Annotated in this window: 12 protein-coding genes; 7 read left to right on the forward strand and 5 right to left on the reverse strand. The window is 56.8% G+C overall.

Going from position 1 to position 16,532, the window contains the following annotated elements; all coding sequences use genetic code 11:
- Window positions 1-106: 106 nt before the first annotated feature.
- Together BM225_RS12150 and BM225_RS12155 are read right to left on the reverse strand one after the other, a co-directional pair.
- Window positions 107-2,551 carry a tetratricopeptide repeat protein gene (locus tag BM225_RS12150; protein WP_092464579.1) on the reverse strand — a complete coding sequence of 815 codons (2,445 nt, stop codon included), beginning with the start codon at window positions 2,549-2,551 and terminating at the stop codon, window positions 107-109.
- Between the two features lie 33 nt (window positions 2,552-2,584).
- Complete coding sequence (locus BM225_RS12155) at window positions 2,585-3,289, reverse strand: sugar transferase (RefSeq protein WP_083595531.1); 705 nt, start codon at window positions 3,287-3,289, stop codon at window positions 2,585-2,587.
- A gap of 662 nt (window positions 3,290-3,951) precedes the next feature.
- Here BM225_RS12155 and BM225_RS12160 point away from each other — a divergent pair.
- The 7 genes from BM225_RS12160 to BM225_RS12190 all read left to right on the forward strand — a co-directional run bounded on the left by BM225_RS12160 (window position 3,952) and on the right by BM225_RS12190 (window position 13,487).
- A complete protein-coding gene (locus BM225_RS12160; protein WP_092464581.1) occupies window positions 3,952-4,818 on the forward strand; it encodes an ExeA family protein in 867 nt (288 codons plus the stop codon).
- 374 nt (window positions 4,819-5,192) lie between these two features.
- Window positions 5,193-6,350: a GumC family protein gene (locus BM225_RS12165; protein ID WP_143095378.1), complete on the forward strand. Its 1,158-nt coding sequence runs from the start codon at window positions 5,193-5,195 to the stop codon at window positions 6,348-6,350.
- 10 nt (window positions 6,351-6,360) lie between these two features.
- Window positions 6,361-7,200: a CpsD/CapB family tyrosine-protein kinase gene (locus BM225_RS12170; protein WP_092464585.1), complete on the forward strand. Its 840-nt coding sequence runs from the start codon at window positions 6,361-6,363 to the stop codon at window positions 7,198-7,200.
- On the forward strand, window positions 7,187-8,059 hold the full coding sequence (locus BM225_RS12175) for a glycosyltransferase family 2 protein (protein WP_092464587.1): 873 nt from the start codon (window positions 7,187-7,189) through the stop codon (window positions 8,057-8,059). Before BM225_RS12170 ends, BM225_RS12175 begins: the two co-directional genes overlap by 14 nt.
- Window positions 8,060-8,146: 87 nt before the next feature.
- Window positions 8,147-9,553 (forward strand): sialate O-acetylesterase, encoded by a 1,407-nt coding sequence (locus tag BM225_RS12180; protein WP_092464589.1) that lies wholly within the window; start codon window positions 8,147-8,149, stop codon window positions 9,551-9,553.
- Between the two features lie 68 nt (window positions 9,554-9,621).
- Window positions 9,622-11,628 (forward strand): acyltransferase family protein, encoded by a 2,007-nt coding sequence (locus BM225_RS12185; protein WP_092464591.1) that lies wholly within the window; start codon window positions 9,622-9,624, stop codon window positions 11,626-11,628.
- 77 nt (window positions 11,629-11,705) lie between these two features.
- Complete coding sequence (locus tag BM225_RS12190) at window positions 11,706-13,487, forward strand: ABC transporter ATP-binding protein (RefSeq protein WP_092464594.1); 1,782 nt, start codon at window positions 11,706-11,708, stop codon at window positions 13,485-13,487.
- A gap of 2 nt (window positions 13,488-13,489) precedes the next feature.
- Here BM225_RS12190 and BM225_RS12195 read toward each other — a convergent pair whose 3' ends face one another.
- The 3 genes from BM225_RS12195 to BM225_RS12205 are packed head-to-tail and all read right to left on the reverse strand — an operon-like array spanning window position 13,490 to window position 16,505.
- Window positions 13,490-14,302: a sulfotransferase family protein gene (locus BM225_RS12195; RefSeq protein ID WP_092464596.1), complete on the reverse strand. Its 813-nt coding sequence runs from the start codon at window positions 14,300-14,302 to the stop codon at window positions 13,490-13,492.
- On the reverse strand, window positions 14,299-15,228 hold the full coding sequence (locus tag BM225_RS12200; protein WP_092464598.1) for a glycosyltransferase family 2 protein: 930 nt from the start codon (window positions 15,226-15,228) through the stop codon (window positions 14,299-14,301). Before BM225_RS12200 ends, BM225_RS12195 begins: the two co-directional genes overlap by 4 nt.
- The gene (locus tag BM225_RS12205) at window positions 15,225-16,505 is read right to left on the reverse strand and encodes a glycosyltransferase (RefSeq protein ID WP_245780474.1); all 1,281 of its coding nucleotides are present in this window, start codon (window positions 16,503-16,505) and stop codon (window positions 15,225-15,227) included. The genes BM225_RS12200 and BM225_RS12205 overlap by 4 nt, the downstream gene beginning before the upstream one ends.
- Window positions 16,506-16,532: the final 27 nt, after the last annotated feature.

A 16,532-nucleotide genomic window follows, 5' to 3' on the forward strand; every position in this document is an offset into this window, starting at 1 on the left:
CTTTACCTAAACAAAAGCCTTTGCAAGTATACGTTATATCAGCTTTCGAATAAACAACTTAGACGCAAGCCTCGCCGCTTTTCTGCAAATCTGCGATGATATTTGCTTACTCGGTGACGATCTCTGTCGGGGCGGCTGCCAAAGAGGCCAGCGCGGCTGTCACCAGTGCCTGTAGTTCTGGCATTTCGTCCTGATGATCCATCAGCAATTCGGAGGCATATACCAAGGTGCTTTGAGCGCTTTGTGCCTGACCCGCCGCGACATACGCCATGCCCAAATGGTATTGAACGGTTGGATCGCCGTTCAGCGCAGAAGCCGCCGGCTCCAGATGCTCCAGAGCCTGCGCGACTTCGCCCCGTTTCAGAGCGATCCAGCCATACGTGTCCTGATAGGGGGGGTAGGTCGAGCCCTGCAGTCGACGCGCGATCAAATAGGCACGATTCAGGCTGTCCGTATCATCGCGTTCGGTGGAAAGAAGGCTTGCCAAGTTGTTTGCGATCATCTCTTGGCCGCTGTCTTGGGCGTATAGGTCTTCGTAAATGGCGATTGCCTGATCCGTCTCGCCGATCGCCTGCATATGGCTTGCGTGTATCCATTTCAGACCCGCGTCTTGGGGCAGATGATCTAGTGCCTCTTCGATCACCGAAAGGGCAGTTTTCATCTCACCAGCGCGCTGGTGCAGATTGTACATGGCCATCCATGCGTCTCTGAGTGTTGGGTCATCTGTGACCAACGAGCGAAAGAGCGCGATGGCCTCCGCGTCCTGATGGATGTGCCCTAATGTGGTTGCATAAAGGAAAGAGGCAACCGGATCCTCTGGCTGTGCGGTGTAAGCCGCCTTGGCGTAGTTCGCAGCTTCGGCCATCTGATTGTCTAGGATCATGCTCCGGATCACCATAGCGGCACCGGTCGTGTCGTTGTCCAATTGGTTCTCGACAAACTGCATCAGCTCTTTGGTCTTGCGGCGCTGGATCAACTGCTGCCCTTCGAGCTGGTCTGCAAGGTGTGCCGCCGCGTCGCTCCGAAGTTGTCGCATGCGGTGAATATCTTGCGTGACGCGGCCCCAATCCTCCATCGCGATGTGGATTTCCGTGAGTGTGCCAAGGAGTTGGAGATTGGTATTTTGACGGCGCAACGCTTCCAGCGTCAGGTTTTCGGCGGCGGGCAATTGGCCTTGGGTCCGCAGCACCTCCACCATCTTTAGGGTTAAGGCGGGATCGTAACTTGCAGACTCAACCGCCCGCATGAGTACGTCTGACATTAGGTCTTGGCTGCCTTCGCGCTCGTATGCGCGCGCAAGGGTCGCCAGAACCAGCGCGTTATCGGGTTCTTGATCCAACGCTTTGCGCAGCGTGATTACCGCGTCGCCTGTCTTGTCCTCATCAATCAACCAATCGCCCTGCATGCGCAGCGCATCAACCTGTGCTGGGTCGTGCTTCAAGACTTGGGTCACAAGCTTTTGGGCCGCGCTATGCTGCCCCGTTTCACTCAGGATAGCGGCAAGGGCGATGCGTGTGCGGTCGGTAGCTTCGCTTTCGGGGGCGTCTTTGAGCAAAGCCTTTAATTCCAAGGTCGCCTGGTCTGTCTCACCCAATTCATAGCGCAGAGCCGCACGAAGCGCCTGAAAACGCGCGCGATGCGCAGCGATGTCGAAGGCCTCAGGTTCGGAGGAAAGTGATTGGTTCAAGTCGGTCAATGCGGCCTCTGGTCCGCGGGTTTCCTTGATGTACGCAATCAGTAATTCGCGTGCTTCCGGCTCGGTCCCCGTTTGCTCTCTTAGCCAGCGTTCTGCGTCGGCCAAGCGACCTTGGCGCGTATACCAATTCACGAGCTTCACACCTAGGCTGGGATCTTCGGGAAAGTTCTCCGCCATTTGGAGTAAGGCGTCTTCCATCCCTCTCAGATCCCCGAGTCGTTCGAGCGCCATGAGGCGCGCGCGATGGATCGGTAAGCTTTTTGAATGAAACTCTAGGGTCGCATTTGCTTGATCAAGCAATCTGGACCAGTGTCCCCCCTCGATCAGGCCTGCCATCACTGTTTGGGCGGCATAAAACTGGTCTGGGTGATCTTGAAGAATTTGATCGGCACGCGTGATCGCGCTCTGCTGTGTCTGCGCATCTTTCGCGCGGAGGGCAAGTTGGTAGTCGACAGCCGCGTCGATCGCTCGCGCTTCTGGGGTGTCGGGCAGCAACGTGGCCGCATTGGACGCGTACGGCTCGGCTTCTTCGTATGAAAAGCTTTCCATCAGCAGACGCGCAGTTACAAGTTGCGCTGCGCCATCCTCCGGCTGCTGCTCGACCAAGCGCATGTACTGCGCCAGACCCTCGGCCACTTCGCCTGCCGCGATTACAGTGTCCGCGTAGAGCCGCCGTGCTTCCAAATGAGTGTTCTTCAGCTTGAGTACATTGCGAAGCTCAATCAGCGCTCTTGGTGAATCGCCATCGGCCAATAGGGAGAGGGCGTTTTGGTAATGCTCTTCAGCGCGTTCCTCGGACGAGTCACAAGCGGTCAAAGTCAGGATGAGAGAAAGGGCAAGGAAAAGTCTGATCACTGAAAAGCGTCCCTGAAGAATGTCTATTGGGGGTCAGACCCCGGTCCCTCTCAGCACGACGAAAATAGTACTGAAAAGAAGGCGAAGATCGGTACGAAAGCTGAGTTTGTGCAGGTAGGCGTCGTCATACGCAGCCCGATCGATAAAGCTGGTGCTGTGCCTGTCGGACACTTGCCATGGACCAGTGAGCCCGGGACGAGTCAGATAATACGCGCGACCGGGATAAAAGGCGGACTGTTCCACCATCATTGGGCGCGGACCGACAAGGCTCATTTCACCACGCAGGACATTTAGCAGTTGAGGCAACTCGTCGAGCGAGGTTTTGCGAAGAAACCGGCCAACCATCGTAATGCGAGGATCGTAGCGCAGTTTCTGATGGGTTTCCCACTCTTCGCGCGCATCCGGATTGCGCGCCAAATAGTCTTCGAGCCGCTTATCTGCGTCGTGCACCATGGTGCGGAACTTGAACATGCGAAAGATCCGCCCGTGCCGCCCGACCCGGCGTTGAGTGTAAATCGGATTGTATCCGTCAAAGGAGATGAGCGCGCTCAGTCCCAGCGCGATGGGAAGCAAGAAAGGCGCAGCCAGCAACAGGAGCATTCCTGTGAGCCAAATGTCGAAGGCGCGTTTGTAATATAGGGCATACGTTTGATCCGGCCTTAAGTAGGCTGGTGGAGGACTGCTTACGTAGCCCAGAGGCTGATCTTGGGAGGCCGAAAAACTGTCTGATAAGATCATGACACCCAACTCATTAAACACAAAACAGGACCAGCGACGATGCTCGCCCGATAGAAATCGATACGGAGCCGACACAATTCGTGCCGAGAAACATGCAAATTTGGTTAACAATGAACCATAAATGTACTAAAATAGTATTTGCGGGTATGGCCGCATTTAAATCCTCTGATTTTACGTCTGATTTTTCAAGAAATTTTCGGATGAACGCGTTTCTGTGTTGAGTTTTCGGGCTGCGTGAGGCCAGAAAATTTAAATTAAATCAGATGTTTGTTGGATTTTTGGTGCGCTGTGGTCCAGCGAGTTTGGGTCCAACCGGTCAAGATAAATCGCGGCGTATTTAGATTTGGTTAATGGCGTGATTTCAGAGCGACTGTTTTCTTTGAGTTATCAATCAGAGACACTATGAAATTGATATTTATTTGCTCTGTTGCATTAATTGTAAGTTAAGCACAATATTGCCTTGTTATTCGTGTGTGTTTCGCGGGTCAGTGTCGTGGTTGTTTTGTTTCTTCGCCATAGGGATTTGAATGCTGCGCCTGATCTGGCGCTGCCATTCCGCATTGGGTGGGGCGGCTACGCCTGCAGGACTGCGACCGACTATCGCCTTCCGTATTCTCGGGCGAGGTGACGTGTTAGCTGATTTTTCCAAAAGGTTTTTGTGTATGTCTTCCGGTGCCATGTACGCTGCCCATTTCGGGTTGAAGCAGCGCCCGTTCACCCTGCTTCCTGATCCCGACTTTTTGTTCTGGTCCCCTGAGCATCGCCGTGCGTATTCGGTTCTCGAAATCGGAATTTTGTCACGCGCGCCGATCACGCTGGTCACGGGTGAAATTGGGTCGGGAAAGACCACTTTGCTGCGACAGTTGATGAACCGCATGGAAGAGGATCTGTCGGTTGGTCTCATTTCGAATTTTGCCGGTGCGCGGGAGGACCTGATGCGCTGGGTGCTGAATGCCTTTGGCCTTCAGGTGCCTGAAGATCATCCGGACGATGTGCATCGGTATCAGGTTTTTGTGGATTTTCTAGTGCAGGAGTATGCGAGCGGACGACGTGTCATTCTGATTATCGACGAAGCGCAGAATTTGTCCGTCGACGCGCTTGAGGAGTTGCGCATGTTGACCAACGTGAACTCGGTTCAGGATGAGGTGTTTCAGCTGATCCTCGTGGGTCAAGCCGAACTGCGTGATCGCATCCTGCGCCCCAAGCTCAAGCAGGTCGCGCAGCGGATTGCCGCGAGTTTCCACTTGGGGCCTATGCGCGGCGAGGAAGTGCAGGATTACGTGCGTCACCGGCTGCAGTCAGCTGGCGGATCTGGCGATGAATTTTCGGACGGCGCGCTGGTACTGATCCACAAAAATACCGACGGAATTCCGCGCTTAGTCAATCAGTTATGCGATTTGTCCCTGATGTACGCTTGGACGGATGACGAAGAAGTTGTGTCGGCCGAGACGGTCGAGGCGGTGCTTCAGGACAAGGTGTTCTTTGGCGCGCAACTTTTGGGTGGGGCTCAGAAGGAGCAACAAGCTTGATGCACGAAGTGAAGTACGCGTTTGCGATCTTTCTCAGACGATTGCCATGGTTTTTGGTGGTGGCAGGGGGGATTTCCACCCTCGCTATTCTCACTGCAATCAGTTTGCCGCCGGCCTATGTGAGCCAGGTGCGACTTCTGGTCGAAAGTTCGCAAATCCCAGGAGATCTGGCCGAATCGACGGTTCAAACCTCGGCACAGGAGCAATTGCAGATTTTTGAGACGCGATTGCTGACACGGGCAAACTTGCTCGAGATATCGCGCAGGATTCAAGTGCCTGAAAATGTTGGTGAAATGTCGCCGGATCAGATTGTCGATGCCATGCGCGCGCGGACGAGTATTCGCATCTCAGGCGGGCGCCAGGAGGCGACGCTGATGCTCATCAGTTTTGAGGCAACTGATGCGCAGAAGGCAGCAGGTGTTCTGAACGAGTATCTGACTCTGATTTTGCGCGAAGAGGCGCAGTACCGCACAACGCGTGCGGGGCAGACCCAAGAGTTTTTCGACCAAGAGGTGAAGAGACTAGGATCTGAACTGAGCGCTCAGAGCGCGAAAATCTTGAGCTTTAAGAACGAACACGCCGATGCCTTGCCGGAAAGTCTGGAGTATCGCCGAACAGTATTGCTGAACCAGCAAGAACGGCTGCTGCAAATTCAGCACGAGATTACCAGTCTGAGTGAGCAGAAAGAACGGTTGGTACAGGTCTTTAACTCAACAGGCCGGGTGGAGACGGGGGCGGCGCAAACGCCTGAAGAAATGCGTCTTAGAACGCTAGAAGCGGAGCTGAGCGGCCTTTCGTCGATATATTCCGACAACCACCCGCGTGTGCTGGCGCTGAAGGCTCAAGTCGCCCAAGCGCAAAAGTTGGTGAGTGCTGGCATCGATCAGGACGATGCGGCGGATCAGGATCCGGCGCGTGCCATGTTTAGCTTGCAGATGGAAGAAGCGGACACACGCCTTGCCTTCTTGGAAGAGCAAAAGGCGCAGTTGGAGGCACAGATGCAGACTTTGACCGAGAGCATCGCTGTCACTCCAGCGAATGCGATCGCGCTAGATGCATTGGAGCGCGATCACAGGAACATTCAAGAACAGTATAATCAAGCGGTGGATCGTTTGGCGCGTGCCTCGACCGGCGAGCGGATTGAGGCGCTGTCGCGCGGGCGTCGGATCACGGTGGTCGAACAACCAACGGCTCCCTCAGCTCCGACCAAGCCGAATAGGCCGTTGATCGCGGGCGGTGGCACCTTCTTGGGCATCGCGGTCGGCCTCGGGCTTATCTTTGCGCTAGAGATGCTGAACCGTACGGTGCGTCGCCCGGCTGACCTCGTTCGGCGCTTGGGGGTCACACCCATTGCGACCATTCCCTATTTGCGCACACGCCGCCAGAGGATGATCCGGCGGCTGTCCTTTGGGGCTGCGGTTTTGGTTGGGGTCACGGTGATTCCGGCGATGATCTACTTACTGCATGTTCATTACCTTCCGCTCGACCTGATTGCGGCGCGGGTCATGGACAAACTGCATCTCAGAGGCTGAGGAGACGGCGATGGAACGACTACAGGCCGCCTTGCAGAAGGCGCGAGCACAGCGCGAAGGCGGAGCGGCAGAAGCGCCCCGCCGCAAAGCGCGCGGGAGTGTGATACCAACTCGCCGTCGCCGTTCCTCGGTGATCGACGACGTTTGGCAGACTCTGCCAGAGCTAGAGGTGAATACTGACGTGTGGCAGCTTCACCGACTTTTCGCCTTCAAGGGCGGGGCGGACGCAGCTCCGTTTGACCTGCTTCGAACGAAGTTGCTGCGGCTTGTGCGTCAACATGGCTGGAAACGAGTCGCGATCATTTCCGCGAACGCGGACGCGGGAAAATCGACAACGGTCGCAAATCTGGCGCTGTCCTTTTCCCGTCAAAAAGACCTGCGGACTTTTGCTGTCGATTTCGATCTGCGGCGGCCTTCGATGGCGCGTCTGCTGGGCCAGCATCTGCAGACCAACATGGGGCAAGTGATCCGCGGAGAAGTGGCGTTCGAGCAGCATGTCCGTCGGCTCGGGACAAATATGGGCTTTGCGATGAACGACCTGCCGGTCCACCAACCCGCGGAACTACTGCAGAGCGCAAGGACGGCGGAATTGATCGGTCACATTGAGGAAAAATACTCTGCCGATCTGATCCTGTTCGACATGCCGCCGATGATGGTGGCAGACGACGCCCACGGTTTTCTGCGCTTGGTTGATGCGGCTCTGATCGTGATTGAGGCAGAAAAAACACCTCTTAAGCAGATAGATATCTTGGAGCGTCAGGTGGCAGATCTGACCAACGTGGCGGGGATCGTCTTGAATAAATGTAACTATTCCGACGAGTACACCGGCTCTTACCATGACTATTACTAGGCGACCCTTCGCCGCTGTAATCATTCCCCATTTCAATGATCATGAACGGTTGCAGCGGTGCCTTGGGGCACTTTGGCATGCTGGCGTCCCAGAGGACATCGAGGTGATGGTCGTGGACAATGGTTCGTCACCTGCCGTTGTGGTTTCAGGTGAATTTCCGGGGCTTCGATTGGTGGTAGAGCCGCTCAAAGGTGCCGCAAACGCCCGCAATCGCGGCGTCGCAGAGACGACCGCACCGCGCCTGTGGTTCTTGGATGCTGATTGCGTTCCCGCGCCGGACTGGCTGGATCAAGCGCGTGTGGTGTGTGATCGCGCGAGTATTGTCGGAGGCGAGGTCGAGGTTTTTGATGAAAGCGTGGGCCGCAGAAGCGGCGCGCAGGGGTTCGAAGCGCTCTTTGCCTTTGATTGCCAGGCATATGTCGAACAGATGGGCTTCGCTGTGACAGCGAACTTACTGACAACGCGAGAACTTTTCGAGCGCGCGGGGCCTTTCATCGATGGCGTGCCAGAGGACAAAGAATGGTGCTATCGCGCCATTCAGGCGGGCGCGAACATTGTCTACGAGCCGCGTTTGCGCGTGGGGCATCCTTCGCGGTCGGATTGGACGGCGTTGCGGCGGAAATGGCGGCGTTTGACGCAAGAAGCATGGTCAGATCAAAGGCGAAAGCCCTACGGAAAACTCCGATGGGCAGTGCGCTCCGCGTTGGTCATGATTTCAGGGATCGCGCATCTACCCCGAGTTGTGAGCACTGACAAACTCTGTGTGTCTGAAAAAGTTCTCACGGCTCTAACGCTGCTTCGCCTGCGTGCGGTGCGTGGGCTCTGGATGATTGGGCAAATCACTGGCGCGCAGCCGTAGCGCGCGGCGCCTTTTTTGCCGCTTAAGAATTCTTCACAAACACTCTGCTGGATTTCCAATGCCCTTGCGGCAACAAAGAGGTGCGGCATGCAGATTTCAGTAGGCGCTAGCGTTTCAACTCACCGCCACGTTCAGGCCGCCGTTCGGCCCGCCGTGTTATTGGCGATGGGGCAATCCAACATGGTGGACCGCTCAGGGGCAGATACAACAGCGGTTTGGCCAAGTCAGGTCCAGGTTTTTGATCCTTCGTCAGGCGCCTTGGTGCCGCCGACCAAGAATCTGACTTGGTTGCCAAGTGTCCCCGGTGCGACCACGGATTTTGACAGGGGACCGGGCCATGCGGTGCGCGTCTTTGCAACACACTGGTGTCAGGCTCATCCGGATCGTCCGCTCTACATTTTGCCAGTTGCGCGAGGCGGTACGGGTTTCAAGGACGAGTGGTACGCGGATGGTACCGGGCCGCTCTACAATGAAACAACGCGACTGTTGGATGTGCTCCTTGCTCGGCACCCAAAAGCTGAAATCATTGCCGGCATCATGCAAAACGGAGAGCGGGACGCGGGCCAGAAGAATGCGTGTTATCAGTGGAATGCGGTGGAATTGATTGCACGGCTTAGGGAGCGCTATGGAGCGGAGTTGCCATTCGTTTGGGGTGAACCAGGGAACTTTAGTGGCACGTCCAGCTCTGATTTTGACCGAGTGCGCGCGCAGATCAGAGCGCTGCCCTACTGTGTGCCTGCCCTGTCGACAGCGCGAGCGCAGGATGGGGCGCAGTATGACAGTTTGACGGACATCGGCGATGGCATGCACTTTGACCGCGCGGGGCAAGAAGCGTTAGGTCAAATGTATTTTGAAGCGCTTTCAAAGCTGTCTGGTGCGGTGTCGCATGCGGCTGTCGCTTTGGTTTGGCAAAGTGCGGGCATCCCCGATTGGAACAGCTTTGACGTTGCCGCGTATGACATCCAGTCGGGTGACCAGCTTCTCGTTCTGACAGCGGCGCACCGATCAAGTGGCAATGCCTATCCCGACAGTGTTTCGTTGAACGGTCAAACGACGCAGGTGCTCTATCGCGGTGTTCAAGAGGTCACGACCCGTGTGGCGCTCTCTGCGTCAGTGGTGACGCTTTTCGAGACGCCAGAAACGCCTCTGGTTTCCTTACAATGCAGTTGGGAAAAGCAGCCGTTAGGCGGTGCAATTTCGATTTGGCGCATTCGGGGGCGTGAAATCGGACTGCCGCAGTTAGATATTGGTACGGGTTCTTTGACTCTGGAGGGTGCGAGCGGAGGAGTCGTGGCAGCATTGGCATATGGTGTTGATACCGCGGGCGAATTGGGGTTTTCGGGTCTGGATCACGTTTCGGTTGAAGGTGCGGGAAACGTCTACGCAACCTCTTTTGCGGCGGGTCTGGTGGCTGCCGTTGGCACCGTGACAATCACACCACAGAGAATACCGAGCCATGGATGCGGGGTGATTGGCGTTCCGATCACATCCTGACGTTTTAGCCTTTTTTTAACCAAGGCAACGCAGTCTTTGACCGGAGTTCCCAGTCGGAGGCTGCACCCTTGGCGATTTCCTACAGACCAGACATTGATGGGCTTCGAGCAGTCGCTGTGGTGCCCGTTGTTTTGGGACATGCCGGTCTGCCGGGTTTCGCGGGTGGATTCGTCGGTGTGGACGTTTTCTTTGTCATTTCAGGCTTTCTCATTACCGCGCTGCTCCGTGATGAGTTGCGCGAAGGGCGATTTTCCCTCGCAGAATTCTATCTTCGGCGCATGCGACGGCTCTTGCCCGCACTATTCACTGTACTGGTCGCGACGGTTTTGATGGGCTGGCTCTTGTTGCCACCCAAAGGGCTAGAAGCCCTCGGGCAGTCTGTTCTTTCCGTCCTGATGCTGGGGTCCAACGTCTGGCTTTGGCAAAACACCGGCAACTATTTCGGCGCGGCTGCAGAGATCACCCCGCTGCTTCACACATGGTCGCTTGCGGTCGAAGAGCAGTTCTATCTTTTCTTCCCCATTCTGCTCATTGGGCTGCTCCGTTTCTCAACCAAGACAGCCGCTTTTCTGCTTCTATTCCTGACCGGGGCCGGCTTCTTGGGGGCTTGGGAAGTCACTGGGAAGCATCCCACAGCGGCCTTCTACCTGATGCCCGCTAGGGCTTGGGAATTCGGCGTGGGCGCTCTGCTTGCCATAGCCCCGGCACGACTGGGACACCGGGTTGCCGCTGTCGCGGTTGGCACCGGTTTGGCGATGATCTTTGGTGCGGTCATTGCTTTTGACGCAGGCACAGAGGTGCCCGGCTATCACGCACTCTTGCCGGTCTTTGGAGCTGCATTGGTGATTGCAGGCGGGGTGCGCGAAAACAGCGTATCCAAGGTGCTGGGAAGCACCGCTTTTGTGGCGATCGGCCTGCTATCGTATAGCCTATATCTCTGGCACTGGCCGGTGCAAGTTGGGCTCCGGCTGCTCACAGGTATCTACCATCTTCCCATCGTGCTAGGGCTAGTGTCGATCGCTATCTCTTTTGCCCTAGCATACCTGACCCGCCGCTGGGTCGAAGAACCTATGCGGAGGCACCGCAGTTTGCCCGTGACAGCGGCTGTTTTGGCCCCAATTTGCGTTTCGCTAGTGTGTCTTTCTGTGGCTGCATTGCGCAGTGGTGGCGCGCCCGCTCGGATCCCTTCAGACGTGTTGGCGGTTTACGAAGCAGCGACACAAGCGCCCGCGCTGCACGCCGATTGCATGTCACGCGGCGCGATGGACGCGCCATGCACTCTGAATTTTCCGCAGCGAGTGCCCCGGGTTTTGGTCTGGGGCGACTCCCACGCGGGCGCTGCGCTGCCTGCATTCTCGGAGTGGGCAATCGTCACGGGGCGCCCGACCGTTGCAGCGACCAAAGCAGGGTGCCCTCCCATCCTTGGCGTGAACCGGAGTGACCGTGCTTCTGAGCATGGGTGTGCTGCGAAAAACGCCGCGCTCATGGCTTGGCTGCGCCAGAACCGGTCTGTAGAAACCATCATCATACATGCGAGATGGCCGCTGATGCTTACCGGTGGACGCGCGCCCGGAGAGGCGGGCGGAGAGTTCCGCCTCGCATCGTCTGATGGTCAGCGTATCGAGGCTGCATCGGCGCTCTCTGCCACTGTCTCGAACCTCCGTATGATGGGCAGGCGCGTTGTCCTAATCGGTTCTGTGCCCGAGCTTGGGCTGGATCTGCCGCAAGCCTATCTGGCGCACAGCAGGACGCTAGGAAGTTGGAGTGAGGTAGACTTGCCCCATAATCCGATGCCTCGCTTGGCTTCAGCCGATGCCGCTCTGGCAAGAATCGCAAGAAAGCACGGAGCTGAATTCATGAGCCTCCGCGCGCCGGATGAAACAGCACAAGACCTCACCAGCCTTCCATTACTGTATGCGGATGATGACCACCTGAGCCCAGAAGGTGCGCGGCAGCTTGTCTTGCCTGCTTTGATGAACGCTTTGCCAGCGTCTCAGCCACAGTCGCCACCGATTGCGGTCCTGTCGTCCGTCCGCAAGGCAGAGAACGCTGCACAATTGTTTGGACCCCATTGATTTTAAGGCATAAGCTCAGCCCATTGTTTCTCATTTTCCGGCGGGTATTTTCCCGCGTCGGACGGGTGTCCAGTTCGATGTTTCAAAACTACCGACTGATCTGGGGCGTGCTGCAGGGCGCAGAACGAAAGCGTTTCCTAACCCTGATCGCTCTGTCGGTCCTGATGGCTGCGTTCGAAATGGGTAGCTTTGCCGCGATCTTCCCTTTTCTGGCGCTTGTCGGTGACCCGAGTTTGATCGCAGAGCGCGGCGAATTTGCCCGTTTGGCAGAGATGACTGGGATCGAGGACGCGAAACGTTTCACAGCTATGATCGGGTTGGGTGTTCTTTGCGTCCTCTTGCTAGGCATGGGGTTTCGCGCCCTTGGGTCTTATGCTCAAACCAAATTTGCGATGATGCGCGGGCGCTCTATTGCGCGGCGCCTTCTCGCACTGCATTTGCACCGGCCATATGATTGGCATCTAGGCCGGACATCGGTGGATCTAAGCCAGTCTTTGCTGTCCGAGGTCGATCTGGTGGTGCAGCAGTCCATTCTGCCTGCCATTATGCTGCTGACAAACGTGGTCGTCGCGCTCTTGATCGCGGCAGTCTTGTTTGTCGCAAACCCAACTGTCGCCGCGACTGCCACCGCACTGCTCGCATTTGTTTACGGTTTGGTCATCCTCATTTTGCGCCGACCCCTGAAAGAGGCAGGCGCAAAAAGAGTAGAGCATAATCAGGCGCGCTTTCGACATGTGTCGGAGATCGGCGAAGGGATCAAAGAGCTCAAAGCAAGCGGGAGAGAAAAGGAAGCGCTGGAGGGATTTCGCGGCCCTGCTAAGGGTATGGCCGAGGCACACACCAGTGCTATCGTTCTAGGGCAGCTGCCAAAATTCGCCTTGGAAGCGGTGATCTATGGCGGCTTCGTGACGCTCGTTATGACCAGTTACGCCACTGGCAACGCCGCTTTAGCACAGCTCATGCCGCTCTTTGGGTTGTTCGGGGTCGCGAGCCTGAAGCTTTTCCCGGCCCTCCAACAGATTTTCGCTGATATCAGTCTCCTCCGATTTTCACACGATGCGCTCAAGCGCGTCCATCGCCAATTGAACGACGACACGCCGTCGCGTCATCTGGCCAATCAACGGCTTCGACTAAAGCGTGACCTACGTGCAGAGGGCGTTGGCTATCGGTTCACTGGCGCAATACGGCCTGCAGTGTCTGACGTGTCAATTTCCATTCCTGCGGGGTCTTCTTTGGGCATCGTGGGGGGGACAGGCGCTGGAAAGAGCACATTGCTCGATATCTTGCTTGGGCTTTTGCCAACTCAAGGGCGTGTGTTGGTTGACGGAGTTCCCTTGAGCGAAGGAAAGCTCGGTGCTTGGCAACAGAACATCGGTTATGTTCCTCAGGCCATCTTCCTGAGCGATGATACCATCGCGGCGAACATTGCGTTTGGCGTGCCTGAACAGGACATTGACCCGAACCGTGTGCGACGCGTCGCTCAGCTTGCGCAAATTCACGAGCATATCGTGACGAATTTACCCAAAGGCTATGCTAGCCAAGTCGGCGAAGGGGGCGCGCTCCTGTCAGGTGGTCAACGGCAGCGGATCGGCCTGGCACGGGCGCTGTATCACGATCCAGACGTTCTGGTACTGGACGAGGCGACATCTGCTTTGGATGGGCCGACGGAACAGGCCGTGATGAACTCTGTTCGCGGACTATCAGGCGTGAAAACGGTGATCATGATCGCCCATAGGCTGCCGACCGTTCGTGCTTGCGATCAAATCATTATGTTGGACAAAGGCCGTATTGTCGCTCGCGGCTCATATGATGAGCTTTTGGAGACGAACGCAGACTTTGGAAAGCTTGCATCGGCCTAATATTAGAGCGCACGGCGATAGCCAAATGCGTACAAAGTTTCGTCGCGTAGGGTTCGGCCGCGGCGTATCAGCCGAGCGGTCGCCGTGGCCAGACGTGATTTGTCCCGCAACACATTATGCAGACTGCGTACGCTTTCGCGGTGATCTGGCGCCACATTCCGTAGCTCCCCTGTCCAAGACAGATCTGCTTCGTAGCCCGCGTCGACGAGCGCACTTACCATGTCCGGATGGCTTTGAAGTTGGGCGGCGATCCGTGGCAGATCGCGGCGCCATGTACCGACGCTGCTGTCGCAGACGGATCGCACCCCCTTCAGGGCGAGGTTTGCGCTGTCGGTGGTATGGCACACTCGCTCGAATTCAGAAAAGCTGTGAAGCGGGTTGAGAAAAGAGAAAGCTTCAGCAATCCGCTCTTGCTCTGCATCCGGATCTCGAACGAGCGCTTCATAGCGACACTCGTAAACCCTCGGATGATTCCCAATCTTGTGACGCAGCGCTTGATTCCGACGCCAGACATCAAAGTCGCACCAATATTCTCCGGGCCGGCTTCCGTGTTCTGACACGATCACGTCCCGAGGATCGCGCTGCATGTAAATCACGTGCAGCTGTGGGTCCCAGCGCAGGACACGTGCGGCGTGGATTAAATCGGTCGGCTTTTTCGACGCATAGGGTCCGGTGATCGTGCGCGGCGCGCTGAAAAGGCTGACTTCGTGGTCTCCGATCTTCTGAATGTCGAAGCAGGCAGAGATCAGTTCAAACAGCAGAGTGGTGCCGGATCGAGGGGACGATCCGACGATGTGCAATCTGGGAGATTTCATATTTCAGCTTTGACCATTCCAAAGACGACGTTGCGGAAGTGGCGGGCGCGATCCGATGCCCCTTGGGCGTGCAAGGCCGAGCGCAGGCTCCAGAATGCGGCGCGCGACAGGTTGAAACCAAAGAGTATCGCCCATGCTGCTGCCGCAGACCCAGCGCCGCCGTGTTTCCTGTGTAAGCGGATCGTTGCATCCGTCAGCATAAGATCACGGCGGTGGTTAAGCTTACGCGCCGAGGCACTGCCGTAATGCACGATCTCTCCGACTGGCGCGAACTTGAGCTGCCATCCAGCATCGCGCATGCGGCGGCACCAATCGGTTTCCTCGCCAAAGAAGAAGAAATCCTCATCCAGCGGGCCGACGCTTTGCAAAACCTCTCGGCGCACCATCAGGTAGCATCCAGATATAACTTCAACATCTCGTTCAGTGTCCCGCTTCCAGTCGGTCATCTGGTAACGGCCGAAGAGCTGTGGCTTTTTGAGTTTCCAAAGCCCAGAAGACATGAACACGAGATCCAAGAGACGCGGCCACATCGAACAGGTGCGCTGCATGGTTTTGTCCGGGTTCAGGACGCGGCAACCCATCGCGCCGACCTTGGGGTGGGTATCCAGATATTGGACCGATTGCAGTAGAACGTCAGACAGAACATAGGTGTCGGAATTCAGCAGCAGCACATGCCGCCCTGAACAGTGCTCAAACCCTTGGTTGTTCGCAGCAGCAAAACCGCGGTTGTCGGTGTTCTTGAGCTGGATAACTTGCGGGAATTCGGTCTCGACCATAGCGGGAGAACCGTCGGTTGAGGCGTTGTCCACGACGATCACTTCCAGGTCCAGACCGGCGGCGTTGTCATATACGGACCGCAAACAATCCCGCAGCAGATCAATGGTATTCCATTCGACGATCACGATCGACAAATCTGGTGTGTTCATGAGGTGGCTCTTTCCAGCTCGGGCAGAGGTCTAGGGTGAGCTTGCGCTATGATTTGTGTGTAAAAGGTTAACATCAGATCAGCTTTGTCGTCCCAGCTGCCAAAAGACTGCAGGCGTGCGCGAGCTCCGGCGCCGAGCTGTTGGCGTAGGTCAGGGTTCATCGCAAGCTTGCGGACAGCATCCGCAATTCCCCGCGAAAATTGATCGGGGTTCGTGACTGGAACCTTGATCCCGCAACTGTCATCAATCAAGAAATCGGGCCCGCCGTTCGCGGCGGTGATAATGGGTAGACTGTGGGCCATCGCCTCGAAAAAGACGCCGCCCATGGGTTCACGAAAGCTGGGAAAGCAAAAGACGTCGGCGGCGGCATAATGCTGCTCGACCGCGCCTCTGGGGATGCGGCCCAAAAACTTGATCCGGTCCGCAACGCCAAGGCTTTTTGCTTCGGCGCGGCAGAGGGGCAAGTCCTCTCCGTCGCCTGCCGTCACCAAGCGCACGCCAGGCAAATCACGCAGATGCGCCAGGGCGCGGATCGTGTCGCGCAGTGCTTTAGTGCGGATGACCCTGCCGGCGTGAAAAAGGGTGAGCTGGCCCACAGCGGATTGGCGGGTAATCTCTGGTGCAAAGTTGCCGTATCCACGCTCCGGCAACGCATGGAACCGCTGTAAGCCAACCTCGGCCAAGCGATCTTGGACATATGGTGCGACGCCTAAAACCAGAGCGGCTTTCTGATAGGTCCTGCGGAGGGCAGGGTCGTGTCTGAGCCGGAAGTCATCGAGATCGCGTAGCCGGCTCGCCAATCCACGCGAGGCATTCACCTCGGCCTCGAAGCCTGTGGGCGTTTTTAGACCGCCCCCCAAAGGTCCGATAACATAGGGGATATCAAAATCCGCAAAAGCTGAGGCGTGGCGCATGCCTTGGGGCAGGATTTGATGGCCCACATCGAAGCGTTCGCCATTGGCAAGCGCCGCTTTGATCCAACGGCGGCATTGGCGCACGAAGAAAGGCAGGCCAGGTTTGGCCATCGCGTTGAACCGTTCGAATTTCTGGTAGAGCCAGCGGATTTCTGGCCATGTGATCACGCGCGCCAAGGGCAGCTGTTTTTCCAGTGGCACCGCGCCCTCGCGCGAGGATGCCAGAACCGTCACATCTGCTTTGCGCGACAACGCCTCGACCCAGCGATAGGCCCATTCGGGCTCGCTCAGATCATTGCCGTCCAAGGAGGGGGCAATCACCAGTACTTTGAGACGTCGCTCAGCTGCGTGCTGCGCTTCCACGTGATGCATCCCTTAATCAAAAATTAC

The sequence above is a fragment of the Donghicola eburneus genome, from assembly GCF_900115865.1.
Taxonomy (GTDB): domain Bacteria; phylum Pseudomonadota; class Alphaproteobacteria; order Rhodobacterales; family Rhodobacteraceae; genus Donghicola; species Donghicola eburneus.